Source organism: Pseudomonas sp. MT3 (assembly GCF_054720805.1).
Genome location: NZ_JBTVPY010000016.1, coordinates 115562 through 137020 on the forward strand (window position 1 = coordinate 115562; position 21459 = coordinate 137020).

Annotated in this window: 17 protein-coding genes and 1 pseudogene; 16 read left to right on the forward strand and 2 right to left on the reverse strand. The window is 63.7% G+C overall.

Annotated elements, in window-relative coordinates; genetic code table 11:
* Positions 1-184: 184 nt before the first annotated feature.
* From ACYCAX_RS17675 to ACYCAX_RS17745, 15 genes and pseudogenes are all read left to right on the forward strand, one after another.
* The gene (locus ACYCAX_RS17675; RefSeq protein ID WP_294973901.1) at positions 185-1123 is read left to right on the forward strand and encodes a choline ABC transporter substrate-binding protein; all 939 of its coding nucleotides are present in this window, start codon (positions 185-187) and stop codon (positions 1121-1123) included.
* 72 nt (positions 1124-1195) lie between these two features.
* A complete protein-coding gene (locus ACYCAX_RS17680) occupies positions 1196-2080 on the forward strand; it encodes a beta-keto acid cleavage family enzyme (RefSeq protein WP_460248493.1) in 885 nt (294 codons plus the stop codon).
* A gap of 112 nt (positions 2081-2192) precedes the next feature.
* Entirely contained in the window at positions 2193-3158 is a 966-nt protein-coding gene (locus ACYCAX_RS17685; RefSeq protein ID WP_294973896.1) for an L-carnitine dehydrogenase, read from the forward strand.
* Positions 3159-3240: 82 nt separating this feature from the next.
* Positions 3241-3723: a thioesterase family protein gene (locus ACYCAX_RS17690; protein ID WP_460248494.1), complete on the forward strand. Its 483-nt coding sequence runs from the start codon at positions 3241-3243 to the stop codon at positions 3721-3723.
* Positions 3720-4652 carry an alpha/beta hydrolase gene (locus tag ACYCAX_RS17695; protein ID WP_460248495.1) on the forward strand — a complete coding sequence of 311 codons (933 nt, stop codon included), beginning with the start codon at positions 3720-3722 and terminating at the stop codon, positions 4650-4652. The genes ACYCAX_RS17690 and ACYCAX_RS17695 overlap by 4 nt, the downstream gene beginning before the upstream one ends.
* 325 nt (positions 4653-4977) lie before the next feature.
* The gene (locus tag ACYCAX_RS17700) at positions 4978-5226 is read left to right on the forward strand and encodes a hypothetical protein (RefSeq protein WP_015479731.1); all 249 of its coding nucleotides are present in this window, start codon (positions 4978-4980) and stop codon (positions 5224-5226) included.
* Positions 5227-5413: 187 nt separating this feature from the next.
* Positions 5414-7113: pseudogene (locus ACYCAX_RS17705) on the forward strand (ShlB/FhaC/HecB family hemolysin secretion/activation protein).
* 56 nt (positions 7114-7169) lie between these two features.
* Complete coding sequence (locus tag ACYCAX_RS17710; RefSeq protein ID WP_460248496.1) at positions 7170-17375, forward strand: two-partner secretion domain-containing protein; 10206 nt, start codon at positions 7170-7172, stop codon at positions 17373-17375.
* Between the two features lie 7 nt (positions 17376-17382).
* The gene (locus tag ACYCAX_RS17715; RefSeq protein WP_460248497.1) at positions 17383-17637 is read left to right on the forward strand and encodes a DUF7660 family protein; all 255 of its coding nucleotides are present in this window, start codon (positions 17383-17385) and stop codon (positions 17635-17637) included.
* 72 nt (positions 17638-17709) lie between these two features.
* Entirely contained in the window at positions 17710-18054 is a 345-nt protein-coding gene (locus ACYCAX_RS17720; protein ID WP_460248498.1) for a hypothetical protein, read from the forward strand.
* Positions 18051-18524, forward strand: coding sequence for a hypothetical protein (locus ACYCAX_RS17725; RefSeq protein WP_071534080.1), 474 nt, complete (start codon positions 18051-18053; stop codon positions 18522-18524). Before ACYCAX_RS17720 ends, ACYCAX_RS17725 begins: the two co-directional genes overlap by 4 nt.
* Positions 18525-18583: 59 nt before the next feature.
* The gene (locus ACYCAX_RS17730) at positions 18584-19006 is read left to right on the forward strand and encodes a hypothetical protein (RefSeq protein WP_460248499.1); all 423 of its coding nucleotides are present in this window, start codon (positions 18584-18586) and stop codon (positions 19004-19006) included.
* A gap of 9 nt (positions 19007-19015) precedes the next feature.
* A complete protein-coding gene (locus ACYCAX_RS17735) occupies positions 19016-19423 on the forward strand; it encodes a hypothetical protein (RefSeq protein WP_460248500.1) in 408 nt (135 codons plus the stop codon).
* Positions 19424-19732: 309 nt separating this feature from the next.
* Positions 19733-20011 (forward strand): BrnT family toxin, encoded by a 279-nt coding sequence (locus ACYCAX_RS17740; protein WP_460248501.1) that lies wholly within the window; start codon positions 19733-19735, stop codon positions 20009-20011.
* On the forward strand, positions 19989-20249 hold the full coding sequence (locus tag ACYCAX_RS17745) for a BrnA antitoxin family protein (RefSeq protein WP_460248502.1): 261 nt from the start codon (positions 19989-19991) through the stop codon (positions 20247-20249). Before ACYCAX_RS17740 ends, ACYCAX_RS17745 begins: the two co-directional genes overlap by 23 nt.
* A 36-nt stretch (positions 20250-20285) precedes the next feature.
* Here ACYCAX_RS17745 and ACYCAX_RS17750 read toward each other — a convergent pair whose 3' ends face one another.
* Together ACYCAX_RS17750 and ACYCAX_RS17755 are read right to left on the reverse strand one after the other, a co-directional pair.
* Positions 20286-20552 (reverse strand): hypothetical protein, encoded by a 267-nt coding sequence (locus ACYCAX_RS17750; protein ID WP_460248503.1) that lies wholly within the window; start codon positions 20550-20552, stop codon positions 20286-20288.
* A gap of 26 nt (positions 20553-20578) precedes the next feature.
* Positions 20579-20860, reverse strand: coding sequence for a helix-turn-helix domain-containing protein (locus tag ACYCAX_RS17755; RefSeq protein WP_460248504.1), 282 nt, complete (start codon positions 20858-20860; stop codon positions 20579-20581).
* A 247-nt stretch (positions 20861-21107) separates the two neighbouring features.
* Here ACYCAX_RS17755 and ACYCAX_RS17760 point away from each other — a divergent pair, with 247 nt between their 5' ends.
* Positions 21108-21437: a hypothetical protein gene (locus tag ACYCAX_RS17760; protein WP_460248505.1), complete on the forward strand. Its 330-nt coding sequence runs from the start codon at positions 21108-21110 to the stop codon at positions 21435-21437.
* Positions 21438-21459 lie beyond the last annotated feature (22 nt).

The window sequence follows — 21459 nt, forward strand, 5'->3', positions numbered from 1 at the left end:
TTCGATTGGCATAGTGCAATTGGCCGGCACTGGCAATCGGGGAGGTCGCTACCGTGCAAGAGCAGGTCGCACCAGTGCGATTCGCCCGGCCTGGCGCTGCGTAACGTGAAGACCAGTCCCCCGTGAGGGACCGCATGACAAAAACAACGATAACCAACGCCGCAAAGGCCTTGTGGGAGATGTCATGAAGCTATCGATCAAAGCGGTCGGCTGCGCAGCGCTGTTAGTCGCCGCCAACGCCACCTGGGCCGCCGAGCCCGCGCAGTGCCAGAACGTGCGCATGGGTTCGGTGAACTGGACGGATGTGGTGGCCAGCAGCGCCGTCGCCGAAGCGGTGCTCGACGGCCTGGGCTACCAGGTCAAGCAGACCAGCGCCTCGCAACAGATCATCCTGGCCGGCATGGCCGACAAGCAACTGGACCTCTTCCTCGGCTACTGGCAGCCGACCATGCAACCGGTCGCCAAGCCCTACCTCGACAAGCAGCAGATCGACGTCATCACCCCGCCCACCCTGGCCGATGCGCAGTCCACCTATGCCGTGCCGGCCTACGTCTACGACGGCGGCCTGAAAACCTTCGCCGACATCGCGAAATTCAGGGACCAGTTGGGCAACAAGATCTACCTGATCGAGCCGGGCAGCGGCTCCAATCGCATCACCGCCGCCATGATCGCCAAGGACCAGTTCGGCCTGAAGGGCTTCCAGGTCGTCGAATCCAGCGAGGCCGGCATGCTCACCGCGGTCAAGCGCGCCATCAAGCGCAAGCAGTGGGTGGTGTTCTTCGGTTGGAAACCGCACCCGATGAACCTGCAGATCGACATGAAATACCTCACCGGCAGCGACGATGTGTTCGGCCCCAACGAGGGTGCCGCCACCGTCTCCATCATGACTGCCGGCGGCTACCAGCAGCAGTGCGGCAACGTCGCCAGGCTGCTGCACAACCTGAGCTTCAGCAGCGAGCAGGTCAGCCAGGTAATGGAACCGATCCTGAGTCGCACGCCGCCGGTGGATGCCGCCAGGGCGTGGCTCAAGGCGCATCCCGAGCCCCTGCGGAAGTGGCTCGACGGCGTGACCACCTTCGATGGCAAGGATGGCCTCGCCGCCGTCCGGGCCTCGCTCGAGTAACCCCTCCCCCTACAGGACGCCCTGTGCCCCGCCGCGCAGGGGTTCCGCTCGCCCACACGAAGGAGTGCCACCGTGAACTACGAAGTCATCGTCACCTGCGCAGTGACCGGCGCCGGCGACACCGTCGGCAAGCACCCGGCCATTCCCGTCACGCCCAAGGAAATCGCCGCCGCCGCCATCGAGGCCGCCAAAGCCGGCGCCACCGTCGCCCACTGCCACGTGCGCGACCCGCAGACCGGCAAGCCCAGCCGCGACGTGAACCTCTACCGCGAAGTGGTCGAGCGCATCCGCGAGAGCGACACCGACGTCATTATCAACCTCACCGCCGGCATGGGTGGCGACCTGCAGATCGGCAAGGGCGAGCGGCCGTTGGAGTTCGGCGCCGGCACCGACCTGGTCGGTCCGATCGAGCGCCTGGCCCACGTCGAGGCGTTGCTGCCGGAAATCTGCACCCTGGACTGCGGCACCCTGAACTTCGGCGACGGTGACTTCATCTACGTCTCCACCCCGGCCCAACTGCGTGCCGGCGCCAGGCGCATCACCGAGCTGGGGGTGAAGGCCGAGCTGGAAATCTTCGACACCGGACACCTCTGGTTCGCCAAGCAGATGCTCAAGGAGGGCTTGCTGGAGGACCCGTTGATCCAGATCTGCCTGGGGATTCCGTGGGGCGCGCCGGCCGACACCACCACCATGAAGGCGATGGCCGACAACCTGCCGCCAGGCCTCACCTGGGCCGGCTTCGGCATCGGACGCTCGCAGATGCCGATGGTCGCCCAGGCCATGCTGCTGGGCGGCAACGTGCGGGTCGGCCTGGAGGACAACATCTGGCTCGACCGTGGCGTGCACGCCAGCAACGGCCAACTGGTGGAGCGCGCCATCGAGATCATCGAGCGCCTGGGCGGCCGCGCCCTGAGCCCGGCCGAGGGGCGCAGGAAGATGAACCTCAAGGCCCGTTGATCCTGAACTGTAGGAGCGAGCTTGCTCGCGAACCAGCCCCGCTGCGGACCCTGTTCGCAAGCAAGCCCGCTCCTACGAAAAGCCCATGCCCCTATTCGTTGGAGCGCCTTCCATGTCCTTCATCACCCACATCAAGACCTTCGCCGCCCTCGGCAGCGGCGTCATCGGCAGCGGCTGGGTCGCCCGCGCCCTGGCCCACGGCCTCGACGTCGTCGCCTGGGACCCGGCTCCCGGCGCCGAAGCCGCGCTGCGCGCGCGCATCGCCAACGCCTGGCCGGCGCTGGAAAAGGCCGGCCTCGCCCCCGGCGCGTCGCCCGATCGCCTGCGCTTCGTCGCCACCGTCGAGGAGTGCGTGCGCGACGCCGACTTCATCCAGGAAAGCGCCCCCGAACGCCTCGACCTGAAATGCGAGCTGCACGCCAGGATCAGTGCCGCCGCCAAGCCCAACGCCCTGATCGGCTCCAGCACCTCGGGCCTGCTGCCCAGCGAGTTCTACGCCGACGCCACGCACCCCGAGCGCTGCGTGGTCGGCCACCCGTTCAACCCGGTCTACCTGCTGCCGCTGGTGGAAGTGGTGGGCGGCGCGAAGACCGCGCCGGAAGCCATCCAGGCCGCCATCCAGGTCTACGAATCCCTCGGCATGCGCCCGCTGCACGTGCGCAAGGAAGTGCCCGGCTTCATCGCCGACCGCCTGCTCGAAGCCCTCTGGCGCGAAGCCCTGCACCTGGTCAACGACGGCGTCGCCAGCACCGGCGAGATCGACGACGCGATCCGCTTCGGCGCCGGCCTGCGCTGGTCCTTCATGGGCACCTTCCTCACCTACACCCTGGCCGGCGGCAATGCCGGGATGCGCCACTTCATGGCGCAGTTCGGCCCGGCGCTGCAATTGCCCTGGACCTACCTGCCGGCCCCCGAGCTGACCGACACCCTGATCGACCGCGTGGTGGAAGGCACCGCCGAGCAGCAGGGCAGCCGCAGCATCGCCGAGCTGGAACGCTACCGCGACGACTGCCTGCTGGCGGTGCTTGGCGCCATCAGGGACACCAAGTCGGAACACGGCTTCGCCTTCGCCGACTAACCTCACGGTTCACCACCCGCTCCGAACCGCCCCCTCTCCCTCCGGGAGAGGGTTGGGGTGAGGGCCTCACGGACGCGAAACCATGCACGCCCTGAAAACCTGGGAAACCCCCATCCTCGTCGAGTGGACCGACTACAACGGCCACCTGCGCGATGCCTTCTACCTGCTGCTGTTCAGCCATGCCACCGACGCACTGATGGACCACCTCGGCCTCGACGCCGAACACCGCGCGGCGACCAACGACTCGCTGTTCACCCTCGAAGTGCACCTCAACTACCTGCACGAGGTGAAGGAAGGCGAGAAAGTTGAAGTGCGCACCCAGCTGATCGCCCACGACCGCAAGCGCCTGCAGGTTTTCCACAGCCTGCACCGCGCCAACGAAGACCTCGCCCTGGCCGCCAGCGAGCAGATGCTGCTGCATGTGAACCTCGAAGGCGGCGCGCGCTCGGCGCCCTTCGAAGGCCTGGTGCTGGAGCGCGTGCTGGCGCTGGCCGAAGCCCATCGCTCGTTGCCGCGCCCGGACTACGTCGGGCGCACCATCGGCCTGCCGGTCGAACGTCGATGACGCACCGCTATCCGCTGTCCGACGCCATGCAGGCCTTCATCGCCCGGACGGAAGCCTTTGCCGTGGCCGACCCCTCCCTCGCCGCCCAGCGTGACGGCTATGAACGCATGGCCGTTGCCTTCGCCCCGCCGCCTCCAGTGGGCGTGCTGATCCGCGATGTGCAACCCGAGGGGCTGGTCGTCCTGCGCCTCTACCGGCCCGACGGATCGCCCCCGGCGGCAGGCTGGCCGGCCCTGCTCTACCTGCACGGCGGCGGCTGGATACTGGGCAATGCGCGCACCCACGACATGATCTGCGCGGAATTGGCTGCCGAGCTGGGCGCCCTGGTGGTCTCCGTCAGCTACCGGCTGGCGCCGGAACATCCGTATCCCGCCGCCCTGCACGACTGCCTGGCGGTGTGGCGGCAACTGCTCGCCGGCGGTTTGGGCGAGCCTGTGGATAACCGCCGCCTGCTGGTGGCTGGCGACAGCGCCGGCGGCAACCTCAGCGCCGCGCTCTGCCTCGCCCTGCGCGATGCGGGCGAGACGCTGCCGCGGGGGCAGGCGCTGATCTATCCCGCCCTGGGCAATGCCGACACACCGTCGCGCACAAGCTGCGTTGATGCGCCGTTGCTGTCCAGCGCCGACGTTGGCCGCTACCTGGCGGCCTACCTTTCCCGCCCCGCCGACTGGCAGGACCCGCTCGCGCTGCCACTGCTGGCGCCGGACCTGCGCGGGCTGCCGCCGGCCTTCATCGCCGTCGCCGAATCCGATCCCCTGCGCGACGACGGCGCGCTGTACCGCGACCGCCTGGGTGAAGCCGGCGTGGCGGTGGATTATTTCGCCGGCGCCGGACTGGTACACGCCTGCCTGCGCGCTCGCGGCGTGGAAGAGGTGGAAGCCCTGTACCGCGCGATTTTCCAGGCGTTGCGGGGCTTTCTCGGGCGCTAGGGCAGCGCTTGACCGAACATAAATCCGGCGAACGCCTCCAACGGCACATCGCCTCAGCGCCGAGCGAAAAAAATCCCCTGGGACGCCCGACGCGTGACAGGGGACAAAGCGAGCCGGTGTCGGGCTCTCGGTGTGCGTGAAGCCTGGGCCGGTGAGGCTTGCAGGTTCTGTATGGATCGCAGTCTGCCTGGCGGATTGCCCGTGCGATTAGCCGAAAACGACCTGTGCGTGCCCGTTGCGGACATTCCGTCGGCCGGGCGCTTGCCGCCCTTCGCCGGGCTTACCAGAATCGATGGAAACCCGAGCCGCTCCCAGGAGAACCGCCATGATGCATGCCGACCTGATCGACCAGGACGATTTCCGCGAACGCCTGCAAGCGCTGGGCTTCGCCGTGCCGCCGGATGTCACTGCGGAGCAGGCCTGCGAATACGCCGTCCGCGCCCTGACCCCGGAGCGCTCAATGGCCCTGCGCCGCCTGGTGGAAGAAATGCTCGCCGGCAACGCCACGCTGCTGCCCGCGGTGCGCGAGGCGATCTCCCGCCAACTGCTGCCGGCGTTGGTGCCCAGGCCGTGACAGATGGGCGGGCAGGAGAAGCCCTCCTGTGCGTCAATTCCCATAAAAATGGGAAAATGCTTACATCCTGAAAAGATGATGGCTTATGGGTATCATGTATCATGTATCATGTATCATGTATCATTTATGATCCTATCGACCTTTTGGGGTGGGCTGTCCGGTTGGGCAGATGATAGGGATCGAAAGGATGCACGTTATCTACCGTGGCTGGATGCCTCTCCTGGCATTCTGCTGTGCCTCGGCAAGCTTTGCCGCGCCACTCCCCTCGCCGGGTGACAACGACCTCCAGCGCCAGCGCCAGGAACAACTGCTGCGCGAACAGCGCCAGCGCCTGGAAGAGCTCCAGCAGCTCCCCGGCAAGGCACCGGCCGAGGCGCCGCCGACCACCGCGCCCGACACCCGTTGCTTCACTATCCGCAGCATCAGCCTCGAAGGTGCCGAGCACCTCGACGCGCGTTCGCGCGAAGCGCTGCTGGCGCCGTACCAGGGTCAATGCCTGGGCGTGAACCAGCTCAACGAGCTGCTCAAGGGCATCACCGACCACTACCTCTCGCGCGGCTTCGTCACTACCCGCGCCTACCTGCCGCAGCAGGACCTCTCCAGCGGCGAGCTGAAGATCATCGTGGTCGAGGGCCGCTTCGAAGGCTTCGACCAATCGGAGCTGGCCAGCGAGCGCGAGCTGGCCATGACCTTTCCCGGCGCCACCGGCGAAATTCTCAACCTGCGCGACCTGGAACAACTGGTCGACCAGATCAACCGCCTGCCCTCGCGCCAGGCGCAGATGGAACTGATACCGGGCAAGGACGTGGGCGGCAGCCGCGTGCAGCTCAAGGGTGAACGCAGCAAGCCCTGGCGCGTGTCCGCCAGCCGCGACAACAACGGCGACTCGACCTCCGGTGAACAGCAGGCCGGTGTCGGGCTGGACTGGGACAGCCCGCTGGGCCTGGCCGACCAGTTCGGCCTGCGTTACGGCGAGGATGTGGTCAGCGACCACTGGAAGCACTCCGACAACCAGAGCCTGTGGTACAGCGTTCCCTACGGCTGGTGGACCTTCAACTACAGCTACAGCCGCAACTACTACCGCACCCGCAACGAGGACGCCGGCTTCGCCTTCAAGTACGACGGCGACAACGAGACCCATCAACTGGGCGCCGAGCGCGTACTGTTCCGCGACGACGTGAGCAAGACCGGGGTGAATTTCGGCCTCAGCCACCAGCGCACGCGCAACTACATCGACGACACCCTGCTCGACGTCTCCAGCACCCACCTCAGCGAATTCAGCCTGGGCTTCAACCACGGCCGGCGCGTCGGCAGCGCCTTCGTCAACGCCGACATCGGCTGGCAGCGCGGCGTCGGCGCCTTCGGCGCGCAGGACGACGACCACGACGCCCGCACGGTAGCCCCACTGCCCGCTACAACAAGTACAGCCTGACCCTGAGCTACCTGCAGCCGTTCACGCTGTGGGAGCAAGCCTTCAGCTTCGAAAGCCTCGCCACCGGCCAGCACAGTGAAGACGTGCTCTACAGCCCGCAGCGCATCAGCCTGGGCGGCCTCAGTTCGATCCGCGGCTTCAAGGACCAGACCCTCTCCGGCGACTCCGGTTACTACTGGCGCAATCAGCTGCGCTGGCGCCGCGCCGTGACCTGGGAGCCGCTGCTGCCCTGGGTGCAGGAGTACGGCGTGGCCTATGCCTACGACTTCGGCGTCATCGAGCACGGCCAATACAACCCGGGCCTTTCCGGGCGCATGAGCGGCCATGGCCTGGAGTTCAGCGCACGCGGGCAGTACGCCGCCGCCTCCGTGACCCTGGCACGCTCCCTGGAGCGCCCCGACATCATCGAGCGACGCGAGCACCCGGTGTATTTCCGCGTCGACCTCTTCTTCTGAACCGATTCGCTCTTTAGCTAGTAGCTGGCATCTGCCGGCACTTGGGAGATTCCCACATGGACGTACGCCACCCGCTGTACCAGGCCATTGCCAGCGTGCTTGCCGGCATCCTGATCCTCAACCCCATCGTCGCGGCAGCGGCCGAGCTGGCGGTGGATGCGGCAGCCGGTGGCAATACGCACCTGGGCGCGGCGGGCAACGGCGTGCCCGTGGTGAACATCGCCACGCCCAACGGCGCGGGCCTCTCCCACAACAGGTTCAGCGACTACAACGTCGGGCAGAACGGCCTGATCCTCAACAACGCCACCGGCAAGACCCAGTCCACCCAACTGGGCGGGATCATCGTCGGCAACCCGAACCTCAAGGGTGGCGCGGCCAACAAGATCCTCAACGAAGTCACCGGGGCCAACCCCTCGCAGCTGCGCGGCTACACCGAAGTGGCCGGGCAGGCCGCCCACGTCATCGTCGCCAACCCCCACGGCATCACCTGCAACGGCTGCGGCTTCATCAACACCCCGCGCGCCACCCTGACCACCGGCAAGCCGCTGATGGATGGCGAGCGCTTGCGCGGCTATGACGTCGACGGCGGCGAGATCAGCGTCGAAGGCGCCGGCCTGAATGCCAGCAACCTCGACCAGTTCGAGCTGATCACCCGCAGCGCCAGGCTCAACGCCGACCTCTACGCACAGCAACTCGCCGTGGTGACCGGCCGCAACCAGGTGGACGCCGAGACCCTCGCCGCCACCGCCAAGGCCGACGACGGCAGCGCCAAGCCGCAACTGGCCATCGACAGCTCCGCGCTGGGCGGCATGTACGCCGGCGCCATCCGCCTGGTGGGCACCGAGCAGGGGGTCGGGGTAAAGCTCGCCGGCAACATGGCCGCCAGCGGCGGCGACATCCAGATCGACGCCAACGGCCAGTTGACCCTGGCCCGCACCAGCGCCGCCGGCAACCTGCGCGCCAAGGCCCAGGACATCGCCCTCACCGGCCCGACCTATGCGGCCGGTGCTGCCGAACTGAATGCCAATGGAACGCTGACCAATCAGGGCCAACTGGCTGCCGGCTCGCGCATTCAGCTTTCCGCTGCGCAGTTGGCCAATACCAGCATCCTCGAAGCCGGCGTGAATCCGGACAACAGCCGCAACGCCCAGGGCGATGTGGCGATCAGCGCGCAAAACCTGCGCAACAGCGGCAGCGTGCTCGCCAGTCGCAACCTCGATATCAACGCCAGCGGCACCCTGGACAACCAGGGTGGCGCGCTCAAGGGCGCCACCACCCGCGTCGGCGCCGCCAACCTGGACAACCGCCAGGGCCGCCTGCTCGCCAGCGACCAGTTGAACCTCAGCGCCGCGCGTCTGGACAACCGCAACGGCCAGGCCGTGGCTAACCGCCTGCAAGTCAGCGGCGGCGCGCTGGACAACCGCCTGGGCCTGTTCTCCGCCGAGCAGTCGCTGGACTTCACCCTCGACAGCCTCGACAACAGCGGCAAGGGCACCCTGGTCAGCAACGGCACCCTGCAGGCCCGCGTGCAGCACACGCTCGACAACCAGGCCGATGGCCTGCTCTCGGCCAAGGGCGCGCTCGGCGTGCAGGCCGGCAACCTCGACAACCGGGGCGGGTTGGTGGTCGGCGATGCTGGCGTGACCCTGTCCGGGGCCAGCCTGAACAACAGTGCGTTGGGTGTGATCAGCAGCCTGGGCGACCTGAAGATCGACGTCGACCAGTTGGACAACAGCCAGGGCGGCGCCCTCGACAGCGGCGCGGCACTGCGCCTGACGGCCAGCCAGGTGAACAACGCCCAGGGCAGCGTGAATGCCAAGGGTGACCTGCAGGCCAAGGCCGACAGCGTCAGCCAGCAGGGCGGCGAACTGCTCGCCCAGGGCGCGCTGAACCTCGAAGCCGGGCAGCTCGACAACCGTAACGGCGGCCTCATCGCCGCCAACAATGGCGTCAGCGTCAAAGGCACCGACCTGCTCAACCAGGGCGGCGAAATCTCCAGCCGTGCCAAGGTCGCTGTGCGGGCTGCCAGCCTGGACAACGGCGCCGGCAAGGTCATCGGCGACGCCGGCCTCGACCTGCAGGTGCAGCGCATCGCCAACCGCGCCGGCACCCTGGCCGGCCGCGACGGCCTGAGCATCACCGGGCAGAGCCTGGACAACAGCCAGGGCGGCCGGGTGAACAGCCAGAACAGCCTCTGGCTGCAACTGGCCGGCGCGCTCGACAACAGCGCTAACGGCGCCTTGCTCAGCCAGGGCAGCCTGACCCTCAATACCGGCAGCCTCGACAACCGTGGGGGCGCGGTCTCCAGTGCCGGCCTGCTGTTCTCCCGTCTCGCCGGTGCGCTCGACAACAGCGGCGGCAAGCTGCTCAGCGACGGCAGCATCGACCTCGGCGGCGCCGACCTGAACAACGCCGGCGGTCTCCTCAGCGCCGCCGGCGACATCCGCCTGCAAGGCGCGAAGCTCGACAACAGCCAGAAGGGCCGCATCGTCACCGACGCCGCCATCCACCTCGCCACCGCCCAGCTGGACAACAGCCAGGGCGGCAGCCTGTCCGCGCGCGGTGTGATCGATGGCCAGATTGCCGGCCTCGACCAGCACGGCGGCGGCCAACTGATCGGCCAGGGCGGGGTCGACCTCGACCTCCAGGGCGGCGCCCTGAACAACGCCGGTGGCCTGCTCGGCAGCCCCGGCCAACTGGTGTTGCGCAACGTCGTCAGTCTCGACAACCGGGGCGGTGAAATCTCCAGTGACCGCGCCTTCGCCCTCACTACCGGGACATTGCTCAACCAGGACGGCAAGATCCTCTCCGGCGACCGTCTGACCCTCACCAGCGGCGCGCTGAACAACAGCAACGCCGGGGTGCTCTCCGGAACCAACGGCCTCAGCGTCAGCGCCGCCAGCCTGGACAACAGCCAGGGCGGCACCCTCGCCAGCCGGGGCGACCTGCTCGTGCGCAGCCAGGGCGCGCTGGACAACCACGGCGACGGCGCACTGGTCGCCAGCGGCCAGCTCGATGTCGGCAGCGCCAGCCTGAACAACCAGGGTGGCCTGCTGTCCGCCACCGGCGACCTGCTGCTGGCCACCGGCAGCACCGACAACCGCGACGGCCGCCTGCTCGCCCAGGGCCGCCTCGACGCCAGCACCGCCGACCTCGACAACCGCGACGGTGTGATCAGCGGTGCCCTGGGCCTCGACCTCGGCGCCGGCAACGTCCTCAACGGCGCCAGCGCCACCGGCAAGCCCGGTGGCCTGATCACCAGCCAGGGCGCGCTGACCCTGCGCGGCGGCAAGCTCGAATCCACAGGCGGCGGGGAAATCTCCGCCAAGGGCGACCTGCACCTGATCGTCGCCCAACTGATCCAGCGCCAGGCCGCACTGATCGGCGAAGGCAAGGTCACCCTCGACCTGGGCAACGGCGCCCAGCGCGGCGACTTCGACAACCGTGGCGGCCTGCTCAGCGCCACCGGCGCCCTGCAGATCAACGGCCTGGGCAACCTCGACAACCGTGGCGGGGAAATTTCCGCCAGCCAGGGCTTTGCGCTCACGGCCAGCGGCCAGCTCGACAACGGCGACAGCGGCCGGATCATCAGCGCCGGCCAGCTCGAACTGAACGCCGGCGCCCTGCGCAACGTAAGCCAAGGCCTGCTCTCCGGCTGGCAAGGCCTGCTGGTCAACGCCGCCAGCCTGGACAACAGCAGCAGTGGCACACTCTCCAGCCGCGATGGCGCGCTGACCCTGACGGTCAGCGGCGCGCTCGACAACCACGGCGCCGGCGCGCTGGTCAGCAAGGGCAACCTCGGCCTCGGCGCCGGCAGCCTGAACAACGCCGGCGGCATCGTTTCCACCCAGGGCGGGCTCGGCCTGACCGTGGACGGCGACGTGGACAACAGCAACGGCGGCCTTCTCAGTGCCCAGGGCGGCCTGACTGGCAGCGCCAAGGCTGTGGATAACCGCGCCGGGCAGATCAGCGCCGCCCGTGTCGACTACGACGCCAGCAGCCTGAACAACAGCGGCGGCAGCCTGGTCAGCCAGGGCGCGCTGCGCCTGGGCCTGCTCGGCGCCCTGCTGAACAACGGCGCCGGCTCGAAAATCGCCAGCGGCGGCCCGCTCAACCTGAGCGTCGGCAGCCTGGAAAACCGTGGCGGCCAGCTCGCCAGCCAGGGGCTGCTCAAGGTCCTCGCCGGGCGCTTCGACAACAGCGTCAGTGGCACCGTGGCCGCGCAGGACGACCTGACCCTACAACTCACCGCCGAACTGCTCAACGGCCAGGACGGCCTGGTCTTCAGCAAGGCCGGCCAGCTCAACCTCAGCGCCGCCAGCATCGCCAACGGCGGCGGCACCCTGCAGGGCCAGGGCGACACCACCCTCAAGACAACCGGCGCCCTCGGCAACCAGAACGGCCGCATCATCAGCCAGACCGGCCAGCTCGACCTGGGCAGCGCCAGCCTCGACAACAGCAACGGCGGTGTCATCAATGCCGCCAACGGCAACCTCAAGCTGGTCACCGGCACCTTCAGCAACAACGCCGGCACCACCCAGGCCAAGGGCCTCGATATCACCGCCACGGGCGGCATCGACAACCGCGCCGGCCACCTCTCGGCGGTCAGCGGCGACAACCGCATCAGCACCACCGACCTGAACAACCAGGGCGGCGGCCTCTACGCCGGCAACCTGCTCTACCTGCGCGGCAACCAGCTGCTCAACGACGGCGCAGCACTTGGCCAAGGCGGCAAGATCGGCGCCGGTAGTATCGACGCCAGCCTGAACGGCGCGCTGAACAACCAGTTCGGACTGATCGAAAGCAGCGGCAACCTGACCCTCGGCGCAGCCAGCATCAACAACGTGGTCGGCGCCATTCGCGCGCTGGGCCAGACGCCCGCCAGCCTGATGCGCGCAGCCAGCCCCAGCCAGATGAAGATCGTCAGCGGCGGCCTGCTCAACAACAACCTCGGCCGCATCGAAGGCGCCACCCAGGACCTGATCCTGCAGACCGGCGCCCTGCAGAACGGCGGCGGCAACGTGCTGCACGTCGGCACCGGCACCTTCGGCGTCGACCTCGGCCAGGCCGGCCTTGCCGGCGGCAACTTCACCTCCAACGGCAGCCTCACCTACCAGGCCGCCAGCTGGACCAACAACGCCATCATCCAGGCGCGCAACCTGAACCTGGACATCGGTCAGCTCGACCAGGGGCAGTACGGCCAGCTGCTGGCCGCGCAGAGCCTCATCGGCCGCGGCGGCAACTGGGCCAACGCCGGCCTGATCGCCAGCGATGGCACGCTCGATCTCGATCTGAGCGGCAACTACACCGCCGATGGCCGCCTGAGCAGCCTGGGCAGCCTGTCCCTCGGCGCTGGCTACATCGGTATCGGCCAGAGCGGCAGCATTGGAGGCGGTGGCGCGACGACAGTCATCAACAGCAGCGGCACCCTCGACAACGGCGGTCGCCTGACCGCCACCCAGGACCTGCGCGTCAGCGCCGCCAGCCTCAACAACCGCGGTACCCTCGGCAGCGCCGGCAATCTGTATCTGGGCGCCGGTAATCTGCTCAACGAGAACGGCCTGATCTTCAGCGGCGGCAACATGCAGTTGCGTACGCAGAATTTCACCAACCGCAACGCCGACCTCTACAGCCTGGGCACATTGCACATCGCCGCCAACGACCAGGAAGGCTGGGCGAGCAGCGTGCAGAACATCTCTGGCAGCTTCGAAAGCGCCGGCGCCATGACCCTGCTGGTGCAGGATTTCGACAACCGCCGTGCCGACGACTTCCAGATCGGCGAGCGCATTGTTTCCGGCAGCATCCAGTTCAAGTACGACGACGTCTGCGATGGCAAGGGCTGCGAAGTCCACTTCCTATCCCAGGAGCGCTCCGAGGACGTCATTCTCAAGGACGCGCCGCAGGCGTCGATCACCGCCGGCGGCGACTTCCGCTTCCGTGGCGGCTCCTTCGACAACCTCTACAGCAGTATTGGCTCGGGCGGAAACATCGACATCCAGACGGCCACCTTCCGCAACCAGGGCGCCGCTGGCGGCGTCGAGCGCCACTACAACGCCGAGTTCTACACCCGCAACGACAATGAGTACTGGGCCTTCCGTGCCAACAAGGACCTCTACAACAGCTACAACGACCCGAACTCTCCGGACTACGATCCCGGCCGCCTGACCCGCCAGCAAGTCTTCGATTCCGGTGGCTTCCCGGATGGCTTCTACAACATCACTACTTCCGACGTAGCGGTCTCCGGCTCTCCCGCCGCCTCCGCGGTGATCCAGGCCGCCGGCGATGTGGTGATCAACGCCAGCGAACGCTTCGACAACAGCGTGGTGAAGCGCGACGCCGGTGCGCAGACCATCAGCCCGCGCGACGTCGGTGTTGCCAACGGCGCCACCACCGTCCAGCTTGCGATCACCTCGCAACTGCCGCCGGACCTCGCGCAGAAGCAGGTCAACCCCGTCACCCTGCCGGGCTTCAGCCTGCCGCAGGGCGAAAACGGCCTCTTCCGCCTCAGCGGCCAGGGCGGCACCGGCGGCAGCACCGGCACAGTGCAGGGTGCGGGCGATCTCAGTTTCAGCGGCCAGAGCATCAGCGCCGCGCAGCGCGAACGGAGCCTCGACGGCGCTGCGCCTGGCGCGGGCAGTGTCGTCCCGGCTGGCAACGTCGCCAGCGCCGATGCCCAGTCAGGCGCGGCCCTCAACGTCCCGCGTGTACAGGGCCTGCCCAGCAGCGCCACACCGGACAACAGCCACAAATACCTGGTCGAGACCAACCCTGAGCTGACCAACCTGAAGAGCTTCCTCGGCTCCGACTACCTGCTCGGCCAGCTCGGCTACGACCCGGACAAGGCACAGAAGCGCCTCGGCGACGGCCTCTACGAACAGCGCCTGATCCAGCAGGCCGTGGTCGCCCGCACCGGCCAGCGCTACATCGACGGCATGGCCAGCGACGAAGCCCTGTTCAAGTACCTGATGGACAACGCCATCGCCTACAAGGACAGCCTCCAGCTGCAATTGGGCGTCGGCCTTTCCGCCGAGCAGGTCGCCGCGCTGACCCACGACATCGTCTGGCTCGAAGAAGCCACCATCAACGGTGAAAAGGTCCTGGTGCCGGTGCTCTACCTCGCCCAGGCCGAAGGCCGCCTGGCCGCCAACGGTGCCCTGATCATGGGCAACGACCTGTCGCTGATCAGCGGCGGCAACCTGACCAACCAGGGCACCCTGCGCGCCAGCGGCGACCTCGCCGCCAGCGCCACCAACATCAACAACAGCGGTCTGATCGAAGCCGGCAACCGCCTCGACCTGCTGGCCGTCGACAGCATCCGCAACGCGGCTGGCGGCATCATCAGCGGCCGCGACGTCAGCCTCACCGCGCTGACCGGCGACGTCATCAACGAGCGCAGCATCACCTCGGTCGACGCCAGCAACGACGCCCACCGCATCCACAAGGAAATCGCCAACAACGCCGCCCGCATCGAAGCCCGCGGCGACCTGGAGATCACCGCCGGCCGCGACCTGATCAGCGCCGGCAGTGTCATCCAGGCCGGCGGCAATGCCGACCTTACCGCCGGACGCGACCTGCGCCTGGAGGCCGCGCAGGAGGTCGATAGCTTCGACTTCCAGAGCCGCCGCGTCACCGGCAACGTCACCAGCGTCACCCAGCACGGCAGCGAGGTGCAGGTTGGCGGCAACCTCGAACTCAACGCCGGCCGCGACCTCAGCGCCGTCGCCAGCCGCATCGACGCCGCCCGCGACATCGCCATGAGCGCCGGGCGCGACGTAGTCCTCGCCTCCGCCGCCAACGAAGAACACAGCGACGCCAAGTACAAGGGCGGCGGCAAGAAGATCACCACCCAGGAAGACCACGTCGGCCAGCAGGCCTCCGAGGTCAACGCCGGTGGCGACGTCCTGATCAGCGCGGGCGAAAACCTCACCCTCGTCAGCAGCAAGATCGGCGCCGGCAATGAAGCCTACCTGGTGGCCGGCGACAAGATCGAACTGCTCGCCGCCAACGACAGCGACTACAGCCTTTACGACAAGAAAGAAAAGGGCAGTTGGGGCAAGAAGAAGACCCAGCGTGACGAAGTCACCGACGTCAAAGCTGTGGGCAGCGAAATCAGCGCCGGCGCCGACATCACCCTGCTCAGCGGCGGCGACCAGAAGTACCAGGGCGCCAAACTGGAGGCGGGCAATGACATCGCCATTCTCAGCGGCGGCGAAGTCACCTTCGAAGCGGTGAAGGACCTGCACCAGGAGAGCCACGAGAAGAGCAACAGCGACCTTGCCTGGAGCAGCGCCAAGGGCAAGGGCAAGACCGACGAAACCGTGCGGCAGAGCGAGTTGATCGCCCAGGGCAACCTGACGATCAAGGCCGTGGACGGGCTGAAGATCGACTACAAGCACCTCGACCAGCAGTCCGTCAGTCAGGCCATCGATGCGATGGTGCAGGCCGATCCGAACCTGGCGTGGATCAAGGACGCCGAAGCCCGTGGGGATGTGGATTGGCGGGCGGTGAAGGAGTTCCATGACTCCTACAAGTACAGCAATAACAGCCTGGGAGCGGCTCCATCGCTGGCTATTGCCATCGTGGCTGCGGCCTATCTCGGCCCCGTCTATGGCCCGATGGCCAGCAACCTCGCGGTGGGCACTATCAACAACGGAGGGGACCTCGGTCAGGGGCTGAAATATGCCGCCAGCTCCGACAACCTGAAGAGCTACGCCATTGCGGCAGCCACGGCGTACCTGGCCACCAAGTACTTCGACAAGGTTCTCGACACTCAGACCAACATTGACACCACTAAGGTTTCGAACGTGGACCTGAGCACCGTCAGTGGTGCCAGTCGCTTCGCCGCCAACCAGGCCATGCAGAACCTCACCAGCACCGCCCTGAGCAAAACCCTGGGGCAAGACGGCAGCTTTGGTGATGCACTCAAGGACAGCCTCTACAACACCTTTGCCGCAGCGGGCTTCAATGCCATTGGCGACTTCGGCAAGGCGAACGGCCTGAGTGCCGGTGACGCGCAGATGGTGGTGATGCATGCCCTGATGGGTGGCCTTGCAGCCCAAGCGCGCGGTGACAGCTTCGCGGCTGGAGCCATCGGTGCAGGGCTCAACGAAGCGCTGGTAAGCGATCTGGACAAGCTGGTCAGCGGCTATTCGCCAGAAAATCGCGAAGCCATGTTGACCATGGCCTCGCAACTGACGGGCCTGATTGGTGTGGCGGTGTCAGACCCTGGAGCCAGCGCTGACAAGCTCAATACCGGCGCGTGGGCGGCGAGGAATTCTGTCCAGTACAACTACCTTAATCACGAAGAGAACCAGGAGCGCTTCGAGGCCAAGAAGGCATGCAACGGCGGGGACTCAACTGCTTGTGGCCGCGTTGATGAGCTAAATCAGCTCGACCGCAATCGTGACTTGGCGCTACTCGCAGCGTGCTCACCAGGGGGCAACGGTGCGACTTGCACGGCGCTACGCAAGGAAGCGCTTGAAGCAGCGAGAAGTCTGCAGAAGGCCAGTTGGAGTGCCGAAGGTTGGGAGCAGGCCGAACAGGCTAGGCAGAATCCCCAGTTGATGGCGTACACCATCACTGCGGAGCTGCAGAGCAACCTGGCGGTTAATAACCCGATAACGGCAGCTGACTCCAAGCGTCTGGCCGAAGCGATGGTCAGTTTTGGCTCGGATTTCATTCCGGGTTATGGCGATGCCAAAAGCTTTGTTGAGGCACAGGACCCCTTCGATTATGCGATGGCTGGAATAGGTGTTGTGCCTGGCATTGGGGACGGCGCCGCGAAGATACTGGGCAAGGCGAAGGCTCTTTACAAAGAAGGTAAGGTAGCTGAGGCTGCTGATCTGGTTGAGGGATTGGGTAAGCTGCCGGCTCCGCAAGGTCCAAAAGCGACTGGTGGCTCTGGGCAGAAAATGCCTTCTGGACTTCCAGATAACTTGACTGGATATGCAAATCCCAAAGACATTCGATTTACCCAAGATAGCGTTAAGAATAGTTTTGCGGATGGAAAGGTTCTGCAAACAACGATTGATGATTTAAAATCTGGGAAAATTTCTCCTGTCGACTTGCCTGCCGTTCGAGTGTTTGAGAAAGATGGACTTATCTATACTTTAGATAATCGTCGGGTTTTAGCTGCATCTGCTGCCGGTGTGCCAGTTAAAACTGTTCCAGCTACCGAGGCCGAAATAGCCAAAGAAATTGGGAGAAAAATGACCACGCCAAATAACGGCTCTATAATTTGTGTTCGTGGAATTTGCAAATAGGTGATGTATGGATTTAGATGAGATGCTTGAGAGTATTAATACAAGAGAAGAGTTTGCAGATTTTATCTGTGGGCTTAAGGAAGATTTAGAGTCAAATCCAGGTGAGTGGGAAAATCCTACGCTAGAAAGGTTTTTGGACGCCATGGAAGCTTGGGTTAGAGCAATGAATTTTTATGTTGCGAACTCTGGAGATGAGGACGTCCTCACTCCTAGTTGGCAGACATTTGCGAAAATACTGCTTGCATCTAAGATTTACGAGTAGCATTGGCGCTTCAGTTAATTCATTGGTGCAAAAGGCGAGGTCCAACTGCTACCTAAACCTGGCTCCACGACTGTGCCTACAAGTGGCGTAGGTGCGAATGCACAATTCAAGGTTGATTCAGGGCAATTAGGGAAGAAGCTAGGAAAGCACGTCGAAGACTTCGGTGGAAGTGCTAAAAATCCTGCTGATCGGCAGATGGTACTTGATAAAATCCAAGATATTGGCAATAACCCAGAAAAAGTAATCCCTGGGGAATTTGCAGGTCAAGGGAGCGGTGGTACGAGAGGTGACGTCTTCTTCCGAATAAAGGGTGATGATGTTGTGGTTACAAAACCGGACGGGACATTTGTGACGATTATGAAAGATGGAATAAATAATACGTCCGTGAAAAATGCGCTGAAAGGTAATCCACAATGATCGTGGTATCCGAAGCGTTTAAATCTTGGTTGATTGGTTGCATAGGGCTGCGATTGCTCCTTGTTTGGGGGTTGTTTCATGTATTTGAATCGAAAAAAAATGGCAATCCGCAAGCGGTAGCTCTTTTATTTGATGGAAAAGATTTTGGGACTTTAAAGTGTGCTCCTGATGGCTCGTCTATAGCATATAGCTCTGATGTTGTTGCTGAGTGCGACTTAGGGGAGTTTGGGGCGGAAAAGATTTTCCCACTAGAAAGTGACGAGGCTTTTTCGTCAGTTGTAGGGGAGGAATTGAATTCGGTCTCATTGATTTTATCCTCTGTTGAAGACTCGGTTGCTGGGGTGCTGCTCCGCTTTGGTAATTCTGAGTGTTTAAGTTTTATTAATCTGGGCGATGAGCTTTTTGTTTATAAGGAAATACCCTCCGAAATTATTAAATGTGAAGGGTTGGAGTTTTTGAAGCTCTCGTAGTGTAACGCTGTTTCTTCGGTGCAAAAGCAACTGCAAGCGCGCTGGAAACCACCAGCCCCGTGGCCGTCAGTGGCAAACGTGCCATCGATAAAGCGCAAAGCTATGAAGGTGGTGTACGGGATATATATGGAAGTGTTCCATATGCTGATCGTCAGTACACAACAGTCATAAATGGAAAGCGAGTGAATGGCGTCGCGGACAACGTAACGATTGTTGACGGGAAGCGAACTGCTGTTGAGGCTAAATTTGTAGAGGATTGGGGGAGTTCTATTCGGAACCCGGCTAGCCCTTCAGGCTCGAAGCCTTGGTCAGTTGCAGAACAATCCAAGATGGTAGATCAAGCGAAGAAATATTCATCAGGCTTTGAAGGCGGCGTTGTTTACCATACGAATAGCCCAGAGCTTGCTAGTCAGTATTCGAAGATATTTAAAGAGGCAGGCGTTACAAACTTCAAGTTTGTGATTACTCCTGTGAAAAATTGAGGTTACATTATGAGCGATAAACTCGAAGAGCTGGAGGTAATACTCGGTGGGAAGCTGGAAAGGGCAGATGCTAGGGTTGTTCCTGGAACTGATGGCGCATCTACTCGTGAGGCTATTTATTTTTCCGATGACGGGAAGAATAAGTTTAGAAAGCAGTTTAAGAATATAACGTGCTTTACTGAGCCGCCTAATGCGACTTGTGGCGGTATCAATGAGGCTGGGTGTGATGTTACACCTCCCGATGGCCCGCTTTTTCATGCAGCCATATATCACGGCGATCTTTCCGGCTGGCGGAAGGATATGGAAGAGGGGGCCAGGGGGCTTGGTTTACTTCTTGCTAGAATAGAAGGCGATCAATTTGTTATCTCAGATGGACGCTCATTCCCTCTGTCAGAATGCAAGATAGAGTTCACCTGAAATAAAAATAGCCCCGGCACTGCTGGGGCTATTTGTTTCACTCTGCCGTAATCACCAAACAGGCCGCGCAGCGGCCTCAAGCAACGGCGAAAAAGACAGGCACGCCAAGGAGGTATACACCTCCCGTGCCAAAGGGTGCCCCCTTTGCAACCCGAACAGCCCGCCGCTACGCGTCGAAAAGCCAAAGCCTAACGCGCTGCGCTTGTTGGTCCCTGGCGGCACGGCGGCTGCGCCACCGCACCGCCAGGGGCTGTGCTTTTTCACTCAGGAGCGTATTGTGTATGTACATAAGTAAATACAGGATGCCCCATGCGGTTTGAATGGGACGAGGCCAAGAACCAGGCCAACATCCGCAAGCACGGCATCGACTTCAACGACGTGCCGGACATCTTCCAGCACCCGATGCTGGCCTTGCGTGATGAGCGAGCGGACTACGGCGAAGAGCGCTGGATCAGCATCGGCTGGATCAAGGTGCTGATCGGCGTGGTTGTGTACACCGAGCGGCGGGGCGATGTGATTCGCATCATCTCCGCCCGAAAAGCCACCAAACAGGAGGCCAAACGCTATGTCGAAAGCATCGAAAACTGACTGGGAACGCCTGGCCAAGCTGGACGACCAGGGCATCGACACCGGCGACATGCCCGAGCTGGGCGATGATTTCTTTCGTCGCGCCGAGCTGCGCGTGCCGGTGAAGCAGGCGGTGACCATCCGCCTCGATGCCGATGTGCTGGAGTGGTTCAAGGGCCAGGGCGCGGGCTACCAGACGCGCATCAACCAACTGCTACGCCGCTACATGCAGGCCCAGCAGAGCCACCCGCCACGGTGATGAACAACGCCCACGACCCGGCGTGATGAACAACTCTCACGCCGGGTTGGCGGGCTGATTAAGCGCCCGTGCCAGCGGGCCATAGGTGTTTAGAACGCGCTCGCTGTTGGCCTGATCCTCAATGCGCAAGGCATCGCTTTCATCGTGCAGCGTGCGTTGCTCCTGCTGCCACTGAGCGATCAGCGCCACGTCGGGCGCGGGCTTCTGCCGCTCCAGGTAGATCAGTCTGGTGTAATGAGCGAACAGCAGATCGAGCGCCCAATCGGCCAGGTCAAAAGCCTTCCATTGCTCTGCATTTCTCATGTGTGGCTCCTGAGTAGCACCCGGCCTCAATCCGGGCTGATAACGAGCTGCGCCCGCCGACCGAGTGCCGTGACGACGTTCACCAGGGCATCGAGCGAGAAGCGCGAAACCCGGCCGCGTAGCAGGTCATTGATGCGCGGCTGAGTTACGCCGCACTGTCTGGCCGCCTCGACCTGAGTCCACCCCGCTGCCGCGATAATCTCGCCAATGTGGCGCATTAGCTCAGCCCGTACCTGCAGGTTAGCGGCCTGCTCGGGCGTGTCGGCCAGTGCCTGCCACACCGATGCTGTTTCTTCGATCTCGATCATGGGTTTTGGTTGCGCCAAGGGTTGAGGCAATTATATCGGTTTGGATATGGCTTGCCCAAGCCCGGATGCCGGGAGGAAAGGCGCGTCGGGGCGATTTTTCGGGCGGGGGTAGAATTGCGTCCGTGCGATGCTCTGAAAGCCGCACTGCGTCTGGGTTGCAGCCGCATCGACAGGGAAAGTCGCGTCGGGTGATACTGTTGGTGCAAAAGGCGAGGTCCAACTGCTACCTAAACCTGGCTCCACGACTGTGCCTACAAGTGGCGTAGGTGCGAATGCACAATTCAAGGTTGATTCAGGGCAATTAGGGAAGAAGCTAGGAAAGCACGTCGAAGACTTCGGTGGAAGTGCTAAAAATCCTGCTGATCGGCAGATGGTACTTGATAAAATCCAAGATATTGGCAATAACCCAGAAAAAGTAATCCCTGGGAAATTTGCAGGTCAAGGGAGCGGTGGTACGAGAGGTGACGTCTTCTTCCGAATAAAGGGTGATGATGTTGTGGTTACAAAACCGGACGGGACATTTGTGACGATTATGAAAGATGGAATAAATAATACTGAATCGCCCCGGCTTTCCTAGACACTTTCCAAGCTCTGGAAAT